The 24,047-nt window shown below is 47.0% G+C and carries 15 protein-coding genes; 9 read left to right on the top strand and 6 right to left on the bottom strand.

From position 1 onward, the window contains the following. Positions 1–37 precede the first annotated feature (37 nt). Positions 38–1,537 (bottom strand): glucose-6-phosphate dehydrogenase, encoded by a 1,500-nt coding sequence (zwf, locus tag ACDE64_RS01855; RefSeq protein WP_411344872.1) that lies wholly within the window; start codon positions 1,535–1,537, stop codon positions 38–40. A gap of 678 nt (positions 1,538–2,215) precedes the next feature. Here zwf and ACDE64_RS01850 point away from each other — a divergent pair. Beyond that, the gene (locus ACDE64_RS01850) at positions 2,216–2,689 is read left to right on the top strand and encodes a MarR family winged helix-turn-helix transcriptional regulator (RefSeq protein WP_411344871.1); all 474 of its coding nucleotides are present in this window, start codon (positions 2,216–2,218) and stop codon (positions 2,687–2,689) included. Positions 2,690–2,864: 175 nt separating this feature from the next. On the opposite strand, the gene ACDE64_RS01845 is transcribed toward ACDE64_RS01850, so the two are convergent. Both ACDE64_RS01845 and ACDE64_RS01840 read right to left on the bottom strand, forming a co-directional pair. Next, complete coding sequence (locus ACDE64_RS01845; protein ID WP_411348819.1) at positions 2,865–3,533, bottom strand: TetR/AcrR family transcriptional regulator; 669 nt, start codon at positions 3,531–3,533, stop codon at positions 2,865–2,867. A 304-nt stretch (positions 3,534–3,837) separates the two neighbouring features. Then, the gene (locus tag ACDE64_RS01840) at positions 3,838–3,984 is read right to left on the bottom strand and encodes a hypothetical protein (protein ID WP_411344869.1); all 147 of its coding nucleotides are present in this window, start codon (positions 3,982–3,984) and stop codon (positions 3,838–3,840) included. 467 nt (positions 3,985–4,451) lie between these two features. Between ACDE64_RS01840 and ACDE64_RS01835 the strand changes: the two genes are divergently transcribed. The 8 genes from ACDE64_RS01835 to ACDE64_RS01800 all read left to right on the top strand — a co-directional run bounded on the left by ACDE64_RS01835 (position 4,452) and on the right by ACDE64_RS01800 (position 17,941). Beyond that, positions 4,452–5,753, top strand: coding sequence for an aldehyde dehydrogenase (locus tag ACDE64_RS01835; RefSeq protein ID WP_411344868.1), 1,302 nt, complete (start codon positions 4,452–4,454; stop codon positions 5,751–5,753). A gap of 555 nt (positions 5,754–6,308) precedes the next feature. Further along, positions 6,309–7,823 carry a CoA transferase gene (locus ACDE64_RS01830; RefSeq protein ID WP_411348818.1) on the top strand — a complete coding sequence of 505 codons (1,515 nt, stop codon included), beginning with the start codon at positions 6,309–6,311 and terminating at the stop codon, positions 7,821–7,823. A 407-nt stretch (positions 7,824–8,230) separates the two neighbouring features. Continuing rightward, complete coding sequence (locus ACDE64_RS01825; protein WP_411348817.1) at positions 8,231–10,000, top strand: alpha-glycosidase; 1,770 nt, start codon at positions 8,231–8,233, stop codon at positions 9,998–10,000. A 405-nt stretch (positions 10,001–10,405) separates the two neighbouring features. Beyond that, positions 10,406–11,347 carry a cation diffusion facilitator family transporter gene (locus ACDE64_RS01820; protein ID WP_411348816.1) on the top strand — a complete coding sequence of 314 codons (942 nt, stop codon included), beginning with the start codon at positions 10,406–10,408 and terminating at the stop codon, positions 11,345–11,347. Between the two features lie 562 nt (positions 11,348–11,909). After that, positions 11,910–14,039 carry a PRD domain-containing protein gene (locus ACDE64_RS01815; protein ID WP_411348815.1) on the top strand — a complete coding sequence of 710 codons (2,130 nt, stop codon included), beginning with the start codon at positions 11,910–11,912 and terminating at the stop codon, positions 14,037–14,039. Continuing rightward, positions 14,036–16,018 carry a PTS mannitol transporter subunit IICBA gene (locus tag ACDE64_RS01810; RefSeq protein WP_411348814.1) on the top strand — a complete coding sequence of 661 codons (1,983 nt, stop codon included), beginning with the start codon at positions 14,036–14,038 and terminating at the stop codon, positions 16,016–16,018. Before ACDE64_RS01815 ends, ACDE64_RS01810 begins: the two co-directional genes overlap by 4 nt. 237 nt (positions 16,019–16,255) lie before the next feature. Beyond that, the gene (locus tag ACDE64_RS01805) at positions 16,256–17,404 is read left to right on the top strand and encodes a mannitol-1-phosphate 5-dehydrogenase (protein ID WP_411348813.1); all 1,149 of its coding nucleotides are present in this window, start codon (positions 16,256–16,258) and stop codon (positions 17,402–17,404) included. Positions 17,405–17,542: 138 nt separating this feature from the next. Continuing rightward, positions 17,543–17,941: a hypothetical protein gene (locus ACDE64_RS01800; protein ID WP_411348811.1), complete on the top strand. Its 399-nt coding sequence runs from the start codon at positions 17,543–17,545 to the stop codon at positions 17,939–17,941. A gap of 151 nt (positions 17,942–18,092) precedes the next feature. On the opposite strand, the gene ACDE64_RS01795 is transcribed toward ACDE64_RS01800, so the two are convergent. From ACDE64_RS01795 to ACDE64_RS01785, 3 genes are all read right to left on the bottom strand, one after another. Then, complete coding sequence (locus ACDE64_RS01795) at positions 18,093–19,121, bottom strand: EAL domain-containing protein (protein WP_411348810.1); 1,029 nt, start codon at positions 19,119–19,121, stop codon at positions 18,093–18,095. A 447-nt stretch (positions 19,122–19,568) separates the two neighbouring features. Continuing rightward, positions 19,569–21,854 carry a bifunctional 2',3'-cyclic-nucleotide 2'-phosphodiesterase/3'-nucleotidase gene (locus tag ACDE64_RS01790; RefSeq protein WP_411348809.1) on the bottom strand — a complete coding sequence of 762 codons (2,286 nt, stop codon included), beginning with the start codon at positions 21,852–21,854 and terminating at the stop codon, positions 19,569–19,571. Between the two features lie 476 nt (positions 21,855–22,330). Beyond that, positions 22,331–23,995, bottom strand: a complete 1,665-nt coding sequence (locus ACDE64_RS01785) for a hypothetical protein (RefSeq protein WP_411348808.1) — start codon at positions 23,993–23,995, stop codon at positions 22,331–22,333. Between the last annotated feature and the right edge of the window lie 52 nt (positions 23,996–24,047).

Raw genomic sequence — 24,047 nt, 5'->3', positions numbered from 1 at the left:
AACCAGACATTCATCTGCAAAAGAACGCGTGGAACGCTTAGCGTGATGCTACGCCGGTACGCACAGGTGCCGCATTGCGGTCGCCCAACCAGCGGAATCCTTGCTCGGCGAGCAGCGCATCGGATGCTTCTGGACCATACGTGCCGGAGGCATAATCATGCAGCGGCAGACTGTTGTCCGCGAAAGCTTCCAGAATCGGTTGAATCCATTGCCAGGACAGCTCCACTTCATCCCAGTGAGCGAAGAAGGTGCCGTCGCCGCGCAGTGCATCGCCGATCAGCAGTTCATATGCTTCTGGATCATTGTCAGTGCCCATCACGAATTCGGATGTCATCGGCTCCAGTTGACCCGTTTTTACATTGCGACGATTCAATTGCAGGGTAATTTTCTCTTCTGGATTGATGCTGATGGTCAGCATATTCGGCTGTCCGTCGCAATCAATACAGATTTCGTTGTTGTGCATCGTGTTTTTGAACTCAATCACGATACGGGTCGATTTTTCTTTCATGCGTTTACCGGTACGAATGTAGAACGGTACGCCCTGCCAAGAGAAATCATCAACCCAGACGCGTGCAGCGACAAAGGTATCGGTGTTGGAACCAAGTGTAATGCCCGGCTCATCCTGATATCCCTGTACTTCGCGACCAGATACGACACCAGCAGTATATTGTGCACGCACGATATGTTTGTGCGCTTCTTCTTTGGATACTGGACGCAGCGCTTTGGCGATGTATTTCTTATGGGAACGTACATCGTCCGCCGTATGTCCGCCAGGCAGTGTCATTGCAGTCATCATCAGCACTTGCAGCATATGGTTTTGTACCATATCGCGTACAGCGCCAGTATGATCATAATAGCCTGCGCGCTCTTCTACACCGACTACTTCGGATGCAGTAATTTGCACGTTTGCGATATGACGGTTGTTCCACAGCGATTGGATGACCGGATTCGCCGAAGTGAAGGATTCCATATTTTGCACCATCGGTTTGCCCAGATAGTGGTCAATGCGGAAAATTTCTTCCTCAGCAAATGTTTTGCTCAGGTGATTGTTCAGCTGACGTGCCGATTCCAGATCGTGACCGAACGGTTTCTCGATGATCAGACGCTTCCAACCAGATGTTGTACCCAATCCGCTCGCATTGATGTTGTCAGCAATCACCTCGAAAAATTCAGGTGCTACCGACATGTAGAACATGCGGTTTTGTGGAATGTTCAGCTCGGATTCGCGCTGCTCAACGATGCTCAGCAGTTCTTTGTAACCGGCGGTATCATCCACATTCAGAATATGATAGCGAATAGAACGTAAAAACGCGTCCAGCGTTTCGCGATGATTTGGTGTGTTGCGGGAAAATTCTTGCAGCGATTGCTCCACATACGTCTGGAATGTCGCGTCATTGAATGATTTGCGTCCCAGTCCGATGATGGAGAAGGCTTCCGGCATTTTGCGATCTACATACAAATTGTACAAAGCAGGGAAAATTTTGCGTTTCGCCAGATCCCCGGTTGAACCGAACAATACAAATGTCATAGCTTCCATATCGTTTCTCCTCCAAAATGTACCCATCCCGTGTGTTCTATAGCATTTTGCATGCTTCTGTGTCTATGGGCTAGTTGTGTACAGACCTTAACGTCCTGCCAGCTTGATACTGTTGATATAGCAACTATATCGTCAAAAAATAAACGAACCTCTCCATAAAATATGTATACAACAACATATTTCATATGCAGGTATCGTTATAAAGTCAATCTTTCATTGTGTCTCTTTTGTGACAGTCAAACTCACAAAAATTACAATAGACCTTGTGTCGAACAATGTCAAGATAAAAATGAAAGTTTCACAATGAATATTACCATTTCCATTTCTGCATCCGGTATTTCCTTTTTATCGGTCAACCGGTCGCCATGATGAATAGCTAAATGACTGTCGTATAGCAGCGTTGACAGTGTTGCACAAACATGATAGTCTAACGTCGATTCAGACGTGCGAGATCTACCTTATGCAACCATTATTGCTTGCACTGCACCGTTTGTTATGCAACGATGTGGCTTGCTATCGTTCGACAATACGGCTGACATACGCATTGAAAATGACAAGCGCTGTAAAGGTTGCTATACCAACTATACCCCCTCAAGTACTAATTATTCAATTTTAAATTATATTTTTTATAAATTTGCGATCCGTTTGGCACATGTGATCCATATAAGGGTGAACAATATGCATTTTGATGTAGAGAAGAGTTATACCGTATTCATTCGTGATGTTCATCTGGCGATTGCTGGCTATATCAAGCAACAGCTTGCTCCCTTCAATCTCGCGCCGGAACAAACGTTTGTTATGATGCTACTCTGGCAAAAGGACGGATTGACCCAGAACGAGATCGGCGAACGCCTCGGCAAAGACAAAACGAATATTACGCGAATGATCTCCAATCTGGAAAACAAAGGCTTTATTCGCAAAATCACCTGCACCGATGATCGCCGCCGCTTCAAAATCTATCTAACGGCAGACGGCACACGGCTGGAACAGGATGTATGCAGCATTATGAAGGAAACCGGACAACATCTGATGGAAGGCATCTCCGAAGACGAACGTGATACGTTGCGCCGACTGCTCGGCAAGATCAAACAAAATGCCCGTGAAGGCGAATTGGCAGAAGTCGCCAAGGAAACGGCGGACTATACGATTTGATTGGATCAGCATCAGCCTGTAATGGCGACGCTGATCTTTTTTTGTATTTATAGGGGAATGAATCTTGTGTTTGATGGATATACACTTGTATTCGATAGATATACACTTGTATTCGATAGATATACAGCTGTATATCCGCTGATTTCTCCGTGACGTTTTCACCAGTAAACATCTGTTATTCCATGCCCTGCTGCTGAATTAAGCGGATCGGTCCATTGGAATTGAGCGCGATCATCTGCTCGGTCATCTCTTCCGGTGTATACGGCATACCTTCACGCAGCCACCAGTGAATCACACCTACATAGGCAGAGCTAATGTAGCTGGCAATTACATCCTTATGCACGGGCAGCTGCGCATCATCCAGCGCAGCAAATCGTTCCTCATAAAAGCGTGCGATATACTGCTTCATATATTGAACAAAGTTAAACATCGCTCTCCGCTCAAACATAACCTCGAAAAAGCGCTTGTACCGGATAATATAGGTAAAGATGCGTCCGGCGATATAACGCTGTAATTCTTCAATGGATTGGTGAAAAGTACTTGCATCCCGCGCTTCACCAAACAGTTCGCCTAACAGCTCGTCCGTGACCGCGAACAACAGATGATCTTTGGATTCGTAATGCAGGTAAAAGGTTTTGCGATTGACGGTTGCACGTGAGGTGATATCTTGAATGGTGATTTTGTCATATGGCTGCTGCTCCATCAGGTGGATCAGCGCATCACGCAGCAGTGCGCGCGTACGTAGAATACGCGGATCGACGCGCTCGGTAGAAGTCGTCTGCTGGATCGTCTGTGGAATGGCGTTGGTCAGCTGCGGGTTGGGCGATGGTATTTTGTCCGGCATGGGTAAGAATCTCCTTTGCAAATAGAATTGAGATTTCATGTGGAAGATGTAAACGATGCGTCCTTGTGGCGAAAAGAAACGTGGGAATGAACTCTCCTATTGAAATAGGAACAACCGTCTCATTGTATTTATAATGATAAGTAGATTGAAAAATAGCGTTTAAACGTTTATAATCTGTGGTATAGAAATGAAAATGACTCCACCGCGGGAACGGCAGAGTCATGAGACAACAGGCGTGCGACAACCACGGCGCGCAAATGATTTCAAAATCACGTTGCAAAAAACTACCGAAGGTTCTCAACCTTTATTCGGTGGTTTTTTTCTGCTTGTTTTGGTCTTGTCGCTTGCGACGTGCGATACGATACAGCTTGCGCCCGCTCAGCACAATGCTGAGCGAAGCGGCTACTGCTTTGAGCACATACACAAACTCCATCCAAACCAATACGATCATGGCATCACCTCCTTACCGAAGGCTACACCGTGATCGTCCCACCGAATGCTTGCTGTCCTGCTGACATCATATCACAAAATCACTTTAAAAAGTCATAACTATGAACAAATCTATACTAAATGACTACATGGTGGACAGATCTGTATGACACATAGCTTCCTATTGAATTCCACATGAAATTTCTTATCGATGGATTGGATACCATTATTCACTCTATGACCACTATAAACCGCCTATCTCTACATCTAAACAACAATTGTGGCATAAACCCCATCGTTTTATATTCTGGTTATTGTCACTATGTATATACTGACTTATAATGCGATATATTGCACTAGATTATTCAAACAAAATAAAATTGTGCACAATGATTAAAAGATGGGTAATACTACTCTATATCTATTTCGCACATCTGTTCAGCGTTTCCTAACTAAACCAAATGAATGTTCAAGGAGAGAATAACTAATATGGACTCTATTCCACAACTCGTCGCGCAACAGCGCACATTTTTTCATACAGGTACTACCAAATCGACAGCGTATCGTCTGGATGCTCTGCGTAAGCTGAAATCCGGTATTGAGCAATATCATCAACGCATTCTGGATGCCCTGCATGCTGATCTGAACAAATCGGAAGCAGAAGCGTACGGTTCGGAGATTCGCATCGTAATGGGTGAACTGGACTTTGCACTGGAACATCTGGAAAGCTGGGCAGCTCCACGTCAGGTGCCTACTTCTTCTGCGTTGCCAGATGCAGTGAGCACAATTTATCCAGAGCCATATGGCGTGACACTGGTCATTGCTCCATGGAACTATCCGTTCCAGCTTGCTTTTGGTCCGCTGATCGGTGCGATGGCAGCAGGCAATACGTCCATCCTGAAGCCGTCTGAGCTGACACCAACCGTTTCCCACGTCATCTATGAACTGCTGACCGGGTTGTTCCCGGCTGAATATATTCATGTTGTGGAAGGCGAAGTCGAAGCAAGCACTGCCCTTTTAAAAGAAAAATTCGACTATATCTTCTTCACTGGCAGCACAGGTGTTGGTCGCGTCGTGATGCGTGCAGCGGCTGAGCATCTGACTCCGGTAACGTTGGAGCTGGGTGGCAAAAGCCCAAGCATCGTGCATCAGGATGCTGATCTGAAGCTCGCTGCACAACGTCTCGTACGCGGTAAATTCCTGAACGCTGGTCAAACTTGCGTCGCACCAGACTACCTGCTTGTACACAGCAGTGTAAAAGAGCAACTGGTGGAACTGATCTCCGCTGAGATCGCCGATAAATTCACTGACGATGTACTGCACAACCCGAATTTCCCACATATCGTCAATGCACGCAACTTTGACCGTCTTACTGGGCTGATGCAGGATCAGCAGGTACTAGTTGGCGGACGCTCCGTGCGCGATCAACTGCTGATCGAGCCAACACTGCTGGACAACGTAAGCTGGGATGCGCCAGTTATGCAGGAAGAGATCTTCGGACCGATTTTGCCAGTTATCGCGTATGACGATCTAAATCCGTTGCTGGATGAAATCGTGAATCGTCCGAAACCGCTGGCACTGTATCTGTTTACACAGGATGAGCAACTGGAAGAACAAGTGCTGAATACCGTCTCCTTCGGCGGCGGCTGTATTAACGAAACGTTGTCCCACATGACTTCGCACTATTTGCCATTCGGCGGTGTTGGCGAAAGCGGCATGGGTTCATACCACGGACAACAAAGCTTTGACGTATTCTCCCATCACAAAAGTGTAATGAAACGCAACGCGTAATTTGTAGTTCGTAACTCATCATTCGTCATTTATCATTCGTGAACAGCGCTTATGCAATGTTTACTGGATGGAGCATAGATATTCTACAAAAAGACAGCAGCAGACTAGAATGGGTCTGTTGCTGTTTTTGTTATGTGTTTTGTTTTGTTTTGTTTTCTTTTCGAGGTTGCCTGTATTGCTGTGTTGTTCGTTTGTACTGGTATTGCATATTATACTTTCACTCTTCATATCGTACCCTCGCTCTTCATTTTGTATTTTCACTCTTATTGTGTAAGTCCGCGATTGCAATTTGGCATGCAGATGATTTCGCCCCTTCACCTCAAACTGTATATTTACAAAATATAGTATGACTAAACCTACAAACACTGCTAAAACGTGGCATACACCGCAACTGACCCACTATTGTTCATTGCACTGCACTTGTAAAGATATTAAAATTATATGTATAAATTTATATATTAAATATCAGCGTTATAAACAGACCTTTTGAGTTTGGCTATTATGTTTTGTTATTGCATGCAGTGAATTACGATTCTATCCAAAGAGGTGCATATCATGTCTACACATACGGAAGCTACACAAGATACCGCATTGCTCAAACAACAAATTCAACACGCCGTAAACAATCGGGCAGATCATACAGAGTTCGATATGCATGCCGCGCTAGAAGATGTATTGAACGGCATGGGATTATCGTCCGCAGACAGCGGCGGGCAGATCCGCTTTACTGGTAAAGACCCTATCGTTCCGAGTGTACTCCGACTCGCCAGTTCGGCAGGCATCGGCATGGTTGCGAAGTCGGTTGCTGCTGCGAATCTATGGCGACTGCGCGGTGGGAAAGGTCAGGACATTTCGCTCGATTTGCGTAAAATTCTGCATCGGCTCTCTCCTTTCTACGACCGCAAATGGGAAAAACTGAACGGTTATTCGCCCACCAGCCCATCCGATCCAAGCCCATCGTTCAAATTCCGCTTTTACCAGACAAAGGATAAACGCTGGGTGATGCCGTTAGAGCCATATCCAAAGCTAAAAATCAACACATTGAAGCTACTCGATTGCGCGGATACGCCGGAAGCAGTAGCTAATGCTATTTCCCAATGGAACGCTCGCGATCTGGAAGAAGCAGGTGCCAAAGCTGGTGTTGTTATGCCGATGGCGCGTACTGTGGACGAATTTCTGAACGAGCCTGCGTTTGAATCGGTCGCTTCGCTACCGTTAGTACAAATTGAGAAAATTGGCGATAGCGCACCAGAACCGTTACCGCAGGGCGGCTCCGCACCATTGGACGGTATTCGCGCACTTGGTATGGGACATGTTATTGCAGGTGCGGGTGTCGGTCGTGCGCTTGCTCTGCATGGCGCGGATGTACTAAACATTTGGCGTCCGTCCGATTGGGAAGTCGATACGACGTATTATACCGCCAATGTAGGCATGCGCTCCGCGATGCTAGAGCTAGATGATAAGCCAGCGCATGAGCGCATGATGGATCTGCTGCGTGATGCGGATATTTTCTTCGCCAATCGTCGTCCGTCATATCTGGAACGGTTCGGATTGAGTGCAGAGCAGAGTGCCGCGTTACGTCCGGGTATTATTCACGTATCGGTATCATTGAACGGTGAGAATGGTGCTTGGGCAGATCGGATCGGTTTTGACCAGACGGCTGGTACATTGACTGGTGTCATGTCGCTCGAAGGCACACCGGAGCAGCCACAATTGCCGCCAATTCTAGTAGTGAATGATTATATTATTTCGTGGCTTGCTGCTGCCGGAGCGATGGCAGCACTGGCACGTCGTGCAGAGGAAGGCGGCAGTTATCGCGTGCATATTTCGCTCAGCCGAGTATCGCTGTGGTTAATGTCGCTAGGATTGTTTGAGAAAGAATTTGCCCATGAGACTGCGGGATCGGATGACGAACATCTGTATCTTGATCCAGAGCTATTTACAGCAGATACCGTGTGTGGGCATTATCAAGGAGTGACCGATCAGGTGCACATGTCGGAGACACCGGGTGAGTATACAACGGTGCTGGTGCCACGGGCATCGGGGGAAGCACGTTGGATTGGAAAATGAATGGATGCGGAGAGATGCAACATGCGCTGCGGAAAGGGATTGGGAAACGGACTCAGGTGGAGTTACGAGAATCTTTGGTATTAGGATAAAATGAAGATTCTCGCAACTCCAAAATCGTCCTTTTTCCCAATTCCCTTTCCTCCGCTCCGTGCAACTCGCCTCTTAAACATGCATCTTAGACATGATACAAACCTATTGCTTCAGGAAGCATTTTTGTTACAATCTATATCGTTAATCTACATTACGAAGCCTTTTTTATTTGCTTGAAGATTGTAATATAACGGATCCAAGGTACGTCTGGCAGGGATTGCTGGCTGTGCCTTTTTATTTGGAATCGAACTGGTTCCACTATACCCTTTAAGGGTAAAAAGCGTTAGCATCTACATATTGTTACAGGAGGAACTTACATGCTGATTGAAGCCATTTATCATCGTCCGAAAATGAACTGGGGTTATCCATATGATGGGGAGACGATTCATTTGCGTCTGCGGACGAAAAAGCAGGATGTGAAGCAGGCATGGGCGCTTGCGGGTGACAAGTATATGTGGGAGAAGTCCAAAGAGCTGGTGCCGATGACATTTCTCGCCACGGATACGCTGTTCGATTATTGGGAATGTGAAGTGAAGCCTCCGTTTCGACGGTTGAAATATGGGTTTAAGCTGTCCAATGATGAGGAAACGATCTGGATGGATGAGGATAAATTCGGTAGCGACGAGCCAGAGATGGATCGGTTATTCGATATTCCATTTATCAACCCGGTCGATGTATTCACAACGCCAGATTGGGTAAAGGATGCGGTCTTTTATCAGATTTTCCCGGAGCGATTTGCGAATGGCGATCCGTCTAATGACCCGGAAGGTACGTTGCCATGGGGCGGCAAGCCGGAGTGGTACAATTTCTTTGGCGGCGATCTGCAAGGCATTATCGACCACCTGGATCATCTGACTGAGCTGGGGATTAACGCGATTTACCTGTGTCCGATTTTTAAAGCGACGACGAATCATAAATACGATACAGAAGATTATATGCAGATTGATCCAAGCTTTGGCGATGAAGAAACGCTGAAAAAGTTAATTCATACCTGCCACAGCAAAGGCATTCGTGTCATGTTTGATGCGGTATTCAACCATTCCGGCAAAACGTTCGCTCCCTTTGTCGATGTACAAGAAAAAGGCGAGCATTCCAAGTACAAAGATTGGTTCCATGTGCGCAAATTCCCACTAACAGTCGAGGATGGCATTCCGACCTACGATACATTCGACTTTGAGCCGCTTATGCCGAAGCTGAATACAGAGAACCCGGAAGTAAAAGAATATCTGCTTGGCGTAGCGCGTTACTGGGCAGAGGAATATGGTATCGACGGCTGGCGCCTAGATGTAGCGGACGAGGTAGATCACCAGTTCTGGCGCGAATTCCGGCAAACGGTGAAGGCGATCAACCCGGACATTTACATTCTCGGCGAAATCTGGCATGAGTCCAGTCCTTGGCTGCAAGGCGACCAGTTTGATTCCGTCATGAACTATCCATTTAAAAATGCCGTGACCGATTTCTTCATTAAAGACACAACAGATGCGCTCACGTTCTCACATGCAATCGGGATGCAGATGGCGCGTTACCAGCGTCAGGTGACCGAAGTTGCCTTTAACTTGCTGGATAGCCACGATACGCCGCGTGCACTGACACTGGCAGAAGGCAACAAAGACCGACTCAAGCTAGCTTCGCTGTTCCAGATGACCTTTACCGGTACGCCGTGCATTTATTATGGCGACGAGATCGGGATGGAAGGCGATGGCGATCCAGATTGCCGCCGCTGTATGGTATGGGACAAGGAAGAACAGGATCTTGAGCTGTTTGCCTACTACCAGCGCATCATCGGGCTGCGCAAGCAATATACAGCGCTGCGTCAGGGACATTTCCGCTTCTTGCATTCACGTAAAGGTAGTAATGAGCTGGTATATGAGCGCACGGATGAGCACGATACCTTTGTCATCGCCATGAACAGTTCTAGTGAACCGATTGAGATCGATATCGATATTGATGCCGATCATTGGGAAGATATGCTGGAAGGACAGGAAGTGCAGTTAGACGGTGGCAAACTGCAATGCAAATTGCCAGCTTACGGCTATAAAGTACTGCGCTGTCTGGAAAAAGACAAGCATCCACACGGTGACGAGTAAATCTGCATAGGCAGACGATAGACGATAGACGATAGACGAACAAAGATAGCAGGATTCCTTCATACTTGGGAATCCTGCTTTTATATGAATTGGGATGATTTCTGTATTATTACTTCCTATCTAGTGCATGTAGGGCATAGATGTACATAACATTCAGGTGCATATAATCATATGTATATAATAGGTATGCTTTTACGCTTAACGTATTGGTGGTTGCGGGTAAATGTGATATAGTGAGACTTTGTTTTATGAACGTGTATTACATGTATATTGGGCGTATATGGTCAATCATTGTGTCAGTGTCATCCTTATTTCTTACTATATTCTCGCGTTGGGCAGTCGCAGACGTTGAGGCTATTTTGTTGTCTATATATAGTATTCCATCTTGCAGGAGGTTCTCCTATCATGTCCAATTCTTCCGTGAATCAGTCCATGCTCGCCGCCTGGCTCAGCCTGATCAGCAATGTGGCACTGACCCTGCTCAAGCTCATTGTCGGTGTGCTGTTCAACAGTCAAGTACTCATCGCCGACGGTATTCATAATGCCGGTGACGTGATCGCGTCTGCGACAGCGCTTGGTTCGATGCGCATCTCAGCAATCCCGCCAGATGAAGATCACCCATATGGGCATGGCAAAGCCGAGGTACTTGGTGCCAGTATGGTCGCGGTAATTCTGCTGCTGGCGGCGCTGTATATCGGATATCACTCGGTCATGTTGCTGTTTGAAGCGCCATCGCAGCCGCATGTGATTGCCCTGCTGGCAGCCGCCGTTTCGTTAGTCTGGAAACTGTTGCTGTACATCTATACGATGCGGATCGGACGCGAAGCCAACAGTAAGGGCTTGATCGCTACTGCGCAGGATCATTTGGCAGATGTATACGCCTCTGGTGCGGCTTTTCTGGGGATTGGGCTAGGCTTGATCGGTGAATATTACGGCTATGGGCTGCTTGCCTATGGTGATCCGCTGGCAGGAATTGTCGTTGCTTTGCTCATTCTCAAGCTCGCCTATTCTACCGGTCGTGAATCGATCGATATTTTAATGGAAAAAGCAGTACATCCTGAGAAGATTGAAGCATACACTGCTGTCTTGACGGCAATGCCAGACGTCAAACGAATTGACCGGATTCGCGCGCGTGAGCATGGGCATTATATTGTAGTCGATGTGCGCATCGGCGTGGATGCTTCGCTAACGATTCAGCAGGGACACGACATTTCACGATTGATGAAAAAGAATATTATGCACTCGGACGCGCAGGTGACGGAAGTGCTGGTGCATTTGAATCCGTGGTATGCGGATGAACAGCAAGAAGCAGCGATGGTCATCTCATCTGATGCGAGAGAACGTTAATCAACAGATACAGCCCTTTGATTCCGCAGCATCCCGTTTTCGAGGATGTGTGCAGATCAGAGGGCTGTTATGGTTGTGAATCGAACGGTTAACATGATTTCTTCATTATTATAAAGAAATCATGTTTAAACAAGATTCCCTCAAGTTTAATATCTCGTATACATCTTGGTATTTTGTTCATTATTTCGTATATATTTACAAACTAACTCATTATAAAATATACTTTTGTTGATTTCTCCATTTGTAATCATACACTAACTCCCTCTTGTCGTTATTTGTCGCAATGGATCTAACACTTTCTGTACTGCGATATGGATAGAGTTCTATTTATAGATGCTGTCTGCTACATGATATCCCTTCCAAAACCAACTCACTTCCCTTTACTAGCAAGGATTTATCTGCCTTTGTCCCTTATGCACAGAGGTCAAATCAAGGCATCTTTCAATTGATGTCAGCTTACATAAGGCTTAAAATTTGAAGTACCGGAACTAGTTCTAATTTCTCAGCACTATTTTCATGATATCGTTTACAATCGGATTTTGGGGAGAGGAGGTTTGTCATTTTGGAGAAGCTGACCGCCAGGCTGACGATGATGCTTCAGTTTCTGACCGGGGCACATGGCGACTATATTACGATTCGCGATCTGTCGGATCATCTGGACGTCAGTGAGAAAACGGTCAAACGTGAGCTGCCTGCCGCCGAAGAATGGCTGCGCCAGCATCACCTGAAGCTCATTCGCAAGCCCGGAACCGGTCTGGCTCTGGAAGGCAGTGCATCTGCTCTGGATGCCGCTCGTCAAGAACTCGACGAACAGAACCTTCGCAAAGATTACACGCGTGAGGAACGGCATTACTTCATTATTAGCGAACTTCTTCTCTCCAAGGAACCGATTAAACTTTACGCATTTGCCTCTCAATTCAAAGTTACAGAAGGCACACTCAGCAACGACCTGGATCGGATCGCCCAATGGCTCTCCTCCTTCGATATTGCGCTTGTCCGAAAGCCCGGGCTAGGCGTATATGTAGAAGGCATAGAGAGCAGCATCCGCTCCGCGCTCGTTCATCTGCTCTACGAAAGTGTGGACGAATACCAGTTGACTCATCTGGTGCGGGATCAGCTCTCGCCCGATGAGGAAACAGGTCGCGTGCAATTCCACATTCGCAATCGACTGCTCAATCTAGTCGACGACGGCATGATGGATCAGCTGCAAACGTACTTGAGCGATCTGGAACGCGAGATGCATATGAAATTAACCGATAGCGCCTATATCGGGCTGACGGTGCATCTGGCACTCGCGATTGAGCGCATTCGGCGCGGACAACGCATTACGATTGCGTCCCACATTCTGGATGAGCTGAAGCAATTGCGCGAATTCCGCATCGCTCGCACGCTGGCAGAACGGTTGGAGCAGTCCTTCGACATTATCGTGCCTGAGGATGAAATGGGATATATCACCATGCATCTCAAAGGTGCCGAAACCCGACTCAGCGTCGAATCCGATCCATATTACGAGCATGTCAGCTTTGAACTGGTCAAGCTGGCACGCGATATCCTCAAGATGGCGGAAATGGAAACCGGATTCGAGCTGAAAGGCAACAGCCGCTTGTTCGCGGGATTCATCAACCATCTCGGTCCGGCGATTGAGCGGCTGCGGATGGGACTGGATATCCGCAACCCGCTGCTAGCGCAGATCAAAGAGCAATATGGACCTACCTTTGAGATCGCTCGTAAATGCTCTCGGTTACTGGCGGAGTTCACACAGCGCGACGTGCCAGAAGCGGAGATTGGATATCTGGCGATGCATATTGGCGCTATGTCCGAATACGCCGCAGCCCAGCGCAAACCGCTCAAAGCGATTATCGCCTGTGCAAGCGGGATGGGCACATCTAGCCTGCTCTCCATTCGGGTGAAGCGTGAATTTCCATCGCTGCAAATTATCGATGTCGTTTCCTCTTCGGAAGCAGCGAGTATGGAAACGCGTGCGGATGTGATTATCTCTACTGTCGAAGTGGACAGCAGCATCCCGACGATTCGGGTATCGCCGCTACTTTCGCCAGAAGATATCAATGACATTCGTAAATTGCTATCCCGCTTAGAGATCACAGCAGAACCGCGGCACAACGAAATGGTAAGACCGACCGATCCGGCAGAGCGATTAACCGATACGCTGAGCATTCATAAGGAAACGCTAACCGGCATTCTCGATCTCACCGCCGGGCTTGTCATCCGTGACCAGTTTCACGCTGGATCGGTACCCGATCTGATTCACCAGATCGCTGGCATGTTCACCGCTTCGGCGGAACGTGCCAATACGCTGGAGCAAGAACTGCATGAACGAGAACGCATGGGCGAGACCGTTCTGTCGCAAGACGGATTGATCCTGCTACACTGTCGTTCCAGCGTCGTGAACAAGTTATTTCTCGGCATTATCCGGTTCTCCGAACCGATTCAGGCGGCGACCCAAGATGTTGACCTATACGCTTCCATTGTACTACTCGCTCCGAAGGACAGCAGCAAGTCGTATCTGGAAGCGGTCAACGAAGTCAGCAAATCGCTGATCGACCGCCCCGGCTTTGTCACAAGGCTCGTCTCCGACCGGTCCTCCGGTTTGAAGTCGGAAATATCCGGCATGATGCGCGATTTATATACCCGCAAAATTGAACAATATATGATGGAGGTTGAACAAATATGAGCACAGTGAATTCCGCTGCTTCCGAAAAGAAAAGCGCACGCGATCGCGTTCAGTCATTTGGTCGTTTTCTGAGCGCTATGATTATGCCGAATATCGGCGCATTTATTGCATGGGGTTTGTTAACTGCCCTGTTTATTCCAGACGGCTACTTGCCAAATGCAGATTTCAATAAAATTGTCGGTCCTACTATTCAGTATTTGCTGCCAATTTTGATTGCATATAGTGGTGGTAAGTTGGTAGCAGACCATCGCGGCGGCGTTATTGGTGCCATTGCAACTATGGGAGCTATTGCAGGTTCCGAAGTTACTATGCTGATTGGTGCTATGATTATGGGTCCACTCGGCGGTTGGGTCATCAAGCAATTTGATAGACTGGTAGAAGGTAAAATCAAAGCTGGTTTTGAAATGTTGGTAAACAACTTCTCTGCTGGTATTCTGGGAATGCTGCTTGCACTATTGGGTTATATAGGCGTAGGACCATTTGTTGTACTCCTAACAAGTATTTTGACTATAGGAGTAAACTTCTTGGTCAGTCACGGTCTGCTTCCTCTGGTATCACTATTCGTTGAGCCAGGTAAAATTTTGTTCCTGAACAATGCAATTAACCATGGTATCTTTACACCACTCGGTACTGAACAAGCACTACAAAATGGTAAATCCATTTTCTTCTTGCTGGAAGCTAATCCTGGACCAGGTCTAGGCGTATTGCTCGCTTATTGGTTGTTTGGTAAAGGAAATGTTAAAGCATCTGCACCAGGTGCAATTATTATTCAATTTTTCGGTGGTATTCATGAGATTTACTTCCCATATGTATTGATGAGACCACTACTGTTTGTTTCTGTTATTGCCGGTGGTATGGCTGGTGTATTTACAAACGTACTGCTTGGTTCCGGTCTAAAAAGTGCTGCTTCTCCTGGTAGTATCATTGCTATTATGGGCTTGGCTCCAAAAGGCGAGCATTTGCATATCCTAGCTGGTATCGCTGCCGCAACGATTGTATCTTTCCTGCTGTCTGCTGTTTTCCTGCGTAGATCTCCAGCTGGCGAAGGCGATCTGGAAAAAGCACAAGCCGCTTCGAAAAGCATGAAGTCCAGTGGTGGTGCAGCAGCTCCAGCACTGACTACAGCAGCAGATCTGCAATCCGGCAACGTTCGCAAAATCGTATTTGCTTGTGATGCAGGTATGGGTTCCAGCGCAATGGGCGCATCATCGTTCCGTAAAAAAGTACAGCAAGCCGGTCTGCCGATTCAAGTAACCAACTCGGCGGTCGATGCAATCCCAGGCGATGCTGACATCGTCGTTACACAGCAAAACCTGACTAGCCGTGCACGCGGCAAAGCGCCAAATGCACAGCACGTATCGATCGACAACTTTATCAATAACCCGATCTATGATGATATGATCGTCAAATTAAAAGACGCCACTTCCGGCAATGCATCCTCCTCGATTCCGAAAGAAGCTGCCGGTGTACGCGAAGAAGTTAGCGAAGTTCTGAGTCACAATGCACCGCATGTGGTAGAAGATACGAAGGAAGGCGTCCCTGCTCCTGTTGGCGGTTCCGGTGTACTTCGCAAAGAAAACATCGTACTCGGTCTGTCCAGCGAGCCAAAAGAAGACGCAATCCGCAGAGCAGGTGAGTTGCTGGCAGGTGCTGGTTATGTCAAACCGGATTATGTAGCTGCTATGCAAGAACGCGAGAAAGTAGCCACTACTTACATCGGTAATGGCGTAGCAATTCCACACGGTGTCGGAGAAGCGAAAAAACAAATCCAAACATCTGGTATCGTCGTTCTGCAATATCCAAATGGTGTTGATTTTGAAGGTGGCAAAGCGTATCTCGTAATCGGTATCGCTGGCGCTGGCGGAGAACATCTGCAAATCCTGACCAAAATCGCTGAAACGATCGAAGACGAATCGGTTGTCCACCATCTGGCAAAAGTAACGGATGCGGATGAGATTTATCGCACATTCTCGATCTAATCTGTAATATCGCAACAATCGATCCATGACAAGGATTCTATCTTAAACAAGCTTTCACGGTTCAATCAGCAGCGCATTCGCCTGCTGATTGAACCTGTTTATCCATACTTGGTCTGAACACAGACGCATATGAACGGCACTTGCCGTTTTTTGCGGTTCATTTATGAAAACGAGATTATCGTTATCTGAATATTACTGCAAACGGCAATTGCTCTATACTTATCGGAGGTGCAAGTGATGAAAAAAGCTATTCAGTTTGGTGCAGGTAATATTGGACGCGGATTTATCGGGGCATTGCTCTCCAATGCCGGTTATCATGTCGTATTTGCTGATGTGAACGAGAAGATGATCGACGCCTTGAATGAGCAGAAGAGCTACCAGATTCATATCCTCGATCTGGAAAAAAGCGTTGAAACGATTACCAACGTGTCCGGTTGTCTGTCCAACGGTCCAGATATCGTAAACGAGATCGCTTCTGCTGAAATCGTAACAACCGCTGTTGGTCCCAACGTACTGAAGTTTATCGCTCCGACAATCGCTCAAGGGATCGAAGCCCGCCGTGAAGCTGGTGCAGGTCCACTGAACGTTATCGCCTGTGAGAATATGGTCGGTGCGACCAGCCATCTACAAGAGCAGGTAGAAAGCCATCTGTCCGAAGAAGGTAAAGCATACGCTCGCGAGCATGTTGGCTTTGCCAACTGTTCCGTTGACCGCATCGTCCCGCCCTTCCAAGGTGACAATCTGTTGGATGTAGGTGTAGAAGCGTTCCACGAATGGATCGTCGAAGAACCGAAGCTCAAAGGCGGGACACCACAAATCGACGGCATGAAACTGACCGACAATCTGGTCGCCTACGTACAGCGCAAGCTGTTCACGCTGAATACCGGTCACGCGATCACTGCTTACCTCGGCTTCCTGAAAGGGATCGAGACGATCGACCAGAGCATTCAGGATGAATCGGTACGTGCCATCGTACGTCCAGCAATGGAAGAAAGCGGCGCAGCACTGGTGAAAAAGCACGGATTTGACGCTGCCGAGCACGCCAAATACATCGACAAAATCGAAACCCGTTTCAAAAATCCGTATATTCGCGACGAAGTCATCCGTGTCGGACGCGAACCGTTACGCAAACTCGGTCCTGCTGACCGTCTGATCGGACCAGCGAATATGGCTGCCGAGCTGGGGTTGCCACACGACCATCTGCTGCAAGGTGCAGCTGCCGCTTTCCACTATGACAATGCCAATGATCCACAATCCGCTGAACTGCAAGGACGCATTCAAGCCGAAGGACTTGGTCCGGTCGTTAGCGATGTAGCTGGCTTTGCCAAAGACAGCGACGATTACAACAAAGTTATCACTGCCTATGAAAAATTAAAAATGAATTAATTTTGAATATATTTTGATATCAAAAGGTGAGTTATGCAATTATTAGCATACCTCACCTTTTTTGACATGTTATTTTATCCCTTTTATACTAGTCAGTGTCTTAGCTAAGATACTATAACAATCAAGGGAGTTGTAAACATGAGACAAACATCTAAGAAATTAATTCTAGCTACAGCCCTAGCTTTAGGAGTAACTGCGGTAGTTCCATTAGGACATAGCGCTTCCGCTGCTGCCGATCAAGAAAAACGTATTGTTGTAGCAACTTATTACTTAGATAAACAAGTTGTAAAAGATATGGCTGCCAATGCAGAAGCATTACGTAATTATAGCGATGCTTCTCGAACTCTTGCTAAACTGACTAAAATCCCTTATGCCAAAGTAGCAATCATTGCATCTGGTCTTTCAGCTAAAGCAAGCGCACGACAGGAATTTATTGATGCTGCAAAAAATAATAAGCGTATCAAAGTTGTTATTACGGATTATGCTAACTATCACACCTCATACTCTACACAAATGGAACTAATTCCAGTAAATTGAATTTCAAAAAAAAGCCCTTTCTTAATATAAGAAAGGGCGATTACATTTATAACACTATATCAACTTTTCTATATATGATTACATACTTTATGAATAACAGATCTGATAGTTCAAATTAACCTTTACGATAGATAATAGCTATTCTTTTTAATTACAGCTGCAAGCCCGGCTGCTCCGCTGGTTTACCAAACAGGTACCCCTGCGCCAGATCGATACCGATGCTGCTGCAAAAATCGAACTCCTCGCGGCGCTCAATGCCTTCAGCCAGTACCTGACTGCCTGCCTCACGCGAGCGCTCCATAATCTGCAAAATCGCTTGCTGCTTCTCTGTACTTTGATCACAGCCATCGATCAATCCACGATCAATTTTGACGAAATCTGGTTTGAGTCGGTTGATCAGTTCTGGACGAGCATACCCCGAACCTACATCATCCAATGCCACAAAAATACCGTTACTACGATACACTTCAAAAATCTCCTGAAGCTTAGGCATATGCAAAATATTTTCCGTTTCCACTACTTCAAATACAAAATCTTTCGGGTCCAGACTTAATCGTTCAATCGCTGCAAATGTATGACTCAAGCAATATTGCGGATTGTAGATCGAAGACGGCAGGAAGTTAATAAACCGCTTGATTCCTTTGGGCAAATGAAGCGCGCTAGTCTCAATCGCCGAGATACGCGCAGCACGATCCAAAAAGGAATGTAGCCCTGTCCGATGCGCAACTTCAAACAAGCGATATGGCTGAAATGACGGTCCATTCGGTGTTGGACGCAATAGAAATTCGTAGGCAATAATCTGTTCATTACGATCAACAATAGGCTGCATATGACTAGTAAATTTACGCTGGCGGATAATATCGACAATATCGTAATTTTGCAGGCGGGAAATCATCACCGCTACTGGAAGCCAGTCTGGCTCCCCTTGATTCCTGTTCTTTCCCCCAATACCCACCTGCAATTCGCTCCCTTCCACATTGGGAAGATGAAAAATCCACTGCAAAATGTCCAGCATCTGCTCTCTTGAATCGTACTCAATCGAACAAGCGTTATGCACGATGGAACGACATTCAAAAGACTGTTGCTGAACCGACTGCTCCAGTTCCTGAGTCAGCGGTCGCAGAGAAATCACTCCCTGGTCTTCAATTGGTTGAATATAGCTGCATCCGCTACAATTCATGGTGATCCCCCCGGGTAGAAATATAGTAAAGGATACAATATCGATCCGTATCATGGTCTTAGATAAAGCACAGCTAGATAGCAAGCAAATAACAGACAGACAAAGGTATTAGACTATCTCGCTATGCAAACAGATAAATGAGCATACCACTCCATAGCTCTCTTATCATATATATCGACACATATCGACGATACAGATAGAAACATGATCTTTCTATTTATTTCATTCGTTAAATTAGTTATTTAGTCCTTTATGATGATCATTTAGACCTATAAATAATTGTATTTACCCGAATTGCCGTTGATTCAAACATCTTTTTTCAAATTTTTCTTTTTTAATAATAAATCATCCTGCTGTATAAATATTCATTCAATCGTTATAAAAAGCTGTGGTGCATAGTATACACCACAGCTCTGATGTTCATGGAAGACGTTATTGTGGAAACACTCAGTCTGCCGGAATCTGGATCACATCGCCAACTTGCAGTGCAGTTGGGTCTGTAATTTTGTTGTATTTGGCAAGTTCCTGCCATGTTACACCGTATTTCAAACCGATACGGTACAGGTTATCACCGCGTTTGATCGTATACGATTGTTTACCTTTTGCAGGAGCTACTGGTGTAGCCGGTTTCGCCGGTGTTGTTGCCGGAGTCGATGGCTTCGCCGGTGTCGCAGGCGTGGACGGTTTGGCAGATGTTGTTGGTTTGGTACCTGTACCACCTGTTGTCGGCGTTGCTGCTGCACTCGACAGATCAATTTTGTATTTGGCAAATCCGTCTGCTGCATCACCTTCGTACGTGATGGCTTCACCCGCACCGGCTACTACCGATTTGGTAGACGTCAGCGCGCTTTGCGCGTTCGGAGATGTATTGAACGTTACATCTGCATTGCCTTTGATTGGTGCAAACGACCAGTTGTTGTCGGCGGTCGGATTGATTGTTTTATTTTCACGGATATAGTCGATGATCACTTGACGGTTCTCATCCGGAGCAGCCAGAACAATACGTTTGCCATCCGGATTCGCCAGCTTGGACGAGGATGCACGATAGTTGTTGGTTGCTACGATGAATTCTTGTTTTGGATCGATCGGCTTGCCGTTGTATTGCAGATTGACGATCCGGTTAGCGGATTCATTCACAACTGTGCCTTTGCCGTCATACTTGGCAGGCTGGGTTACGTCGATCTGATACGTTACACCGTCGATTACATCAAAGTTGTACGTTGGGAAATCCATATTGATCAGTGCTTGCTCGCCGGATTTGGATGGATCGATCTGGTTGAACTGTCCTGCGGACCATTCCAGCCAGTTTTTCACTTCTTCCCCGTTCACTTTTACCGCATAGACCGTGTTTGGATACACATACAGGTCAGATACGTTTTTGATTGCAATCGTACCAGCAGGAATATCGGTATAGTAAGCTGCACCAGAACGTCCGCCTGCTTTGAATGGTGCACCTGCGGACAGGATTGGCAGACCTTCATAATCAGTTCCCTGTAACTTCTGCTCCAGGTACCATTTCTGTGCATTTGTTACGATCTGGATCGACGGATCGTCCTTCACCAGTGCAAAATAGCTGGTAATACGGGACGTTGTCGTTCCAACCGGACCACGGATATAATCCAGTGTTTCTTCATGCTCAGTGTACACAGCATCGACTACACTTTGGTCTGCTTGTACAAGCGCTGTTTTGGTCGCTTTGTCGTAGATTGGGCGTGCTTCTACTTTGGAGCTAGTTACATCCCAATCGTCGCCGTTTTGTGTCAGTTCCAGATCGATGATACCGAGATGGTCACCCCAGAAGCCCGGCTCGACGGATGGAACACCGTTGATCGTGCCTTTTTCGAGATCGACGCCTGTTTTACCAGCGAAGTCGCTGCTTGGGAATACTTTGTGTGCATGACCAAACATGATCGCGTCGATGTCAGGTACTTTGCTCAGGTACAATACCGAGTTCTCCATCAGCTCGGTTTGTGGAATATCTTCAAAGCCGGAGTGAGGGACAGCGATAATGATGTCCGCGCCTTCTGCTTTCATTTGCGGGATAAATTTGTTGGCGGTTTCTACGATATCCTTCACGACTACTTTGCCGTTCAGGTTCGCACTATCCCACTGCATGATTTGCGGTGGCACGAAGCCGATCACGCCCACCTTCAGATCATGGGTAGTACCGCTCTCGTCGGTTACTTTTTTGTCGAGAATCAGGTATGGGGTAAAGTAGTTTTTCTCGCCTTTGCCTGTGCCGTCATCAACGTAGATGTTGGCGTTCACGTAAGGGAAGTTAGCGCCCTTAACCGCTTTTGCCAGGAAATCGAGACCGTAGTTGAACTCATGGTTACCGTAGTTACCGGCATCATAGCCGAACTGGTTCATCGCTTTGTAAACTGGATGCACTTCACCGTCTTTGAGCGGGTTGATCTTCGCCATATAATCACCCAGCGGTGTGCCTTGCAGCAGATCACCGTTGTCGATCAGAACGCTGTTCTTCGCTTCATTACGCGCAGCTTTGATCAGCGTTGCTGTCTTCGCATAACCGTACTCATCCGTCGGTTTATCGGAATAATAGTCATAGTTGACCACGTTCGTGTGAATGTCCGTCGTTTCCATCAGTCGAATCTTCACAACTGCGCTGCCTGTTGCGTCCGCTGCGAATACCGGAATTGCCGTAACAGCAAACAGCTGTAGTGCTACAAATGCGCTAACCGCATTGCGAATCGTCTTTTTCCCCAGTTTCAAAATACAAAACCCCTCCCACATAAATTGAGCACGGGTATCAGCTTGATGTATCGCTTTCCATAACGGTCGGTAACGCGCGGTTCAGCCGGAGCCGAGTTATGTATGAACCAGAATAGATAGGAAGTCTCTTCCCGTTAAGTATTGACCGATGGTAAAATGAAAGTCGACGCAAGACCGTATACCCTGTTACATGATAGAATTGTATACTATTGGCTGATATATTTGAAGTATAATTTAAGGTTTTTTTAATGTTTTTGTGAAAAATAACTTTGAAACGTTGTTAATGTATCATTCTTTGTTATAAAACCTGCTATATAACTTTGTTTTTTATCCAAATCATTCAGTGAAAGATGCTTGTATGCCCTGCTCCATGATTGCGATGTTCAGTATAAATCCCCTGCGATGACAGAATATTCCTGCCTTATATGCGTCTCCTTTCCTATGATCAACTGATCAGTGAAAGGAGACGTTTTATTTTACAGAAAATACAAGCGAAAATGCATCTGATTCCAGATTCTGTCACTATGCTCCACTGCATATACGATCTCTGCCCGACTACCTTGCTGTATGACCTGCGGCTGTGGAGCCTGCGCGTCCACCTGAACAGTCAACCCCGGCAACTGCCAGCGATCAGCGGTAATCTGAATCTCATGCAGAGCAGCCCCTTCTAGCTCGAAGACCAGCTCAATCGGTACAGCAGCCTCCAAATGAGCAGTAATATCCAGACGGCTTACCTCCGTCTCTACGTTAAATGTCATGCCACGCAGATGGGTATTCCAGCTCTGTCCGACCTCCCGCCGTACCATACGCATAGAATATCGCCGTCCCTGCTCATCCAGCCAGTGAGCGGTAGCATGATGCATCTGCCCGTTTGTATTATGACTCCCTGTTAGACCGCCGATCATCAGCTGCGGTGATAGCCAGGCCGTAGCGGTACACACATGCCGATTATGCCCTGGCAGATCACGTTCGCACAACTCCTTGAACTGACGAACCACAAACCGCTCGCCTTGCTGCTCTCTCAGCTGCTGTAACGCTGCTTCTGGTACATCTACACCAACTAGCGCAATAAGCAGATCATGGCTTGTTTCGCAGTTTATGCTTGTGAGATGACGCTTTGATTCGCCCAGCGCCAGATAGAGCAGCACACCAATGGAACTGTGACTAGTGATCTCATTCTCGTAGCTACGTGCAAACGGTCCGCATATATTTTCCATAGCAGGGCTGTAAAATGCAGAGATATCTTCCCACAATCCGTGTTCCAGCTGTAACCCAATATTGCGAAACGATACCGAACGTCCATACACTCGCCACATGCCTAGCACCGTCAGATCGACCCCATAATACGTACTGGAATTGAATTCGGCAAAGGAATGCAGCTCCCTATAATCGTCCAGCAGCGCCATTGCTCCACGCTCTGCATGCTGAATCCAGTCTCTCTGTTCATACCGATGCCCATAATAATGCGCGATAAACAGATGCATCAATTCAATATTCGTATTCGTCGGAATGGATTGCGATACATACCGCTTCAGCGATGTGGATACCGCACGCTGCATCGCCTCATCCATCCGTGCCACCTGTTCGATCGACAACCGATCTTCAAAATGCTCCAAAATCACCGCAAACGTACAGGCAATAAACTCGCGCCAATTTGGATCAAAGCTCTCCCATACCCGCGGAAATACTTCATCCGCCGCTCGCCAAAATTGCTCCTTATACTGTGTCTGCTCCTCCAGCTGTGCATACTGCGCAAACCGACGATACACTTCTGCCAGCGCGTCCTGCTGCGCATATCCATATCCCGGCGAAAAGGTTCCCCAAGCTGTATGCCCGGATGGTGGAGCTTGCTGCTCTGGCGATGCACGGAATGTCCCTTCATAGATCTCGCCTTGCTGCGTCAGCTGCATCTCCAGCACACGATCAATGATGCCGCTCGCCATCTGTACATCTTTCAGACTACCGCGCAGCAGCAGTCCAAGCGCATAATGAGCGCTTTCCCGTGTATCGTGCTGCCCCTCTTCATCCCATATCATGCTCTCCTGCTCGTCGTATCGTGTATCCAGCTGTTCCATCGCTTGCTTCATCAAAAACATCTTGTCCGGCGATAAGGAACTCGCAATAGTGCTCCACTTTGTCATAGTAAAGATCATCCTTTCGCAACGTATAGTATATAGTAGCTTCTGGTGACTG

It is taken from the genome of Paenibacillus sp. WLX2291, from assembly GCF_046603665.1.
GTDB lineage: Bacteria > Bacillota > Bacilli > Paenibacillales > Paenibacillaceae > Saccharibacillus.
This window is presented reverse-complemented; position numbering and strand designations above follow the sequence as displayed.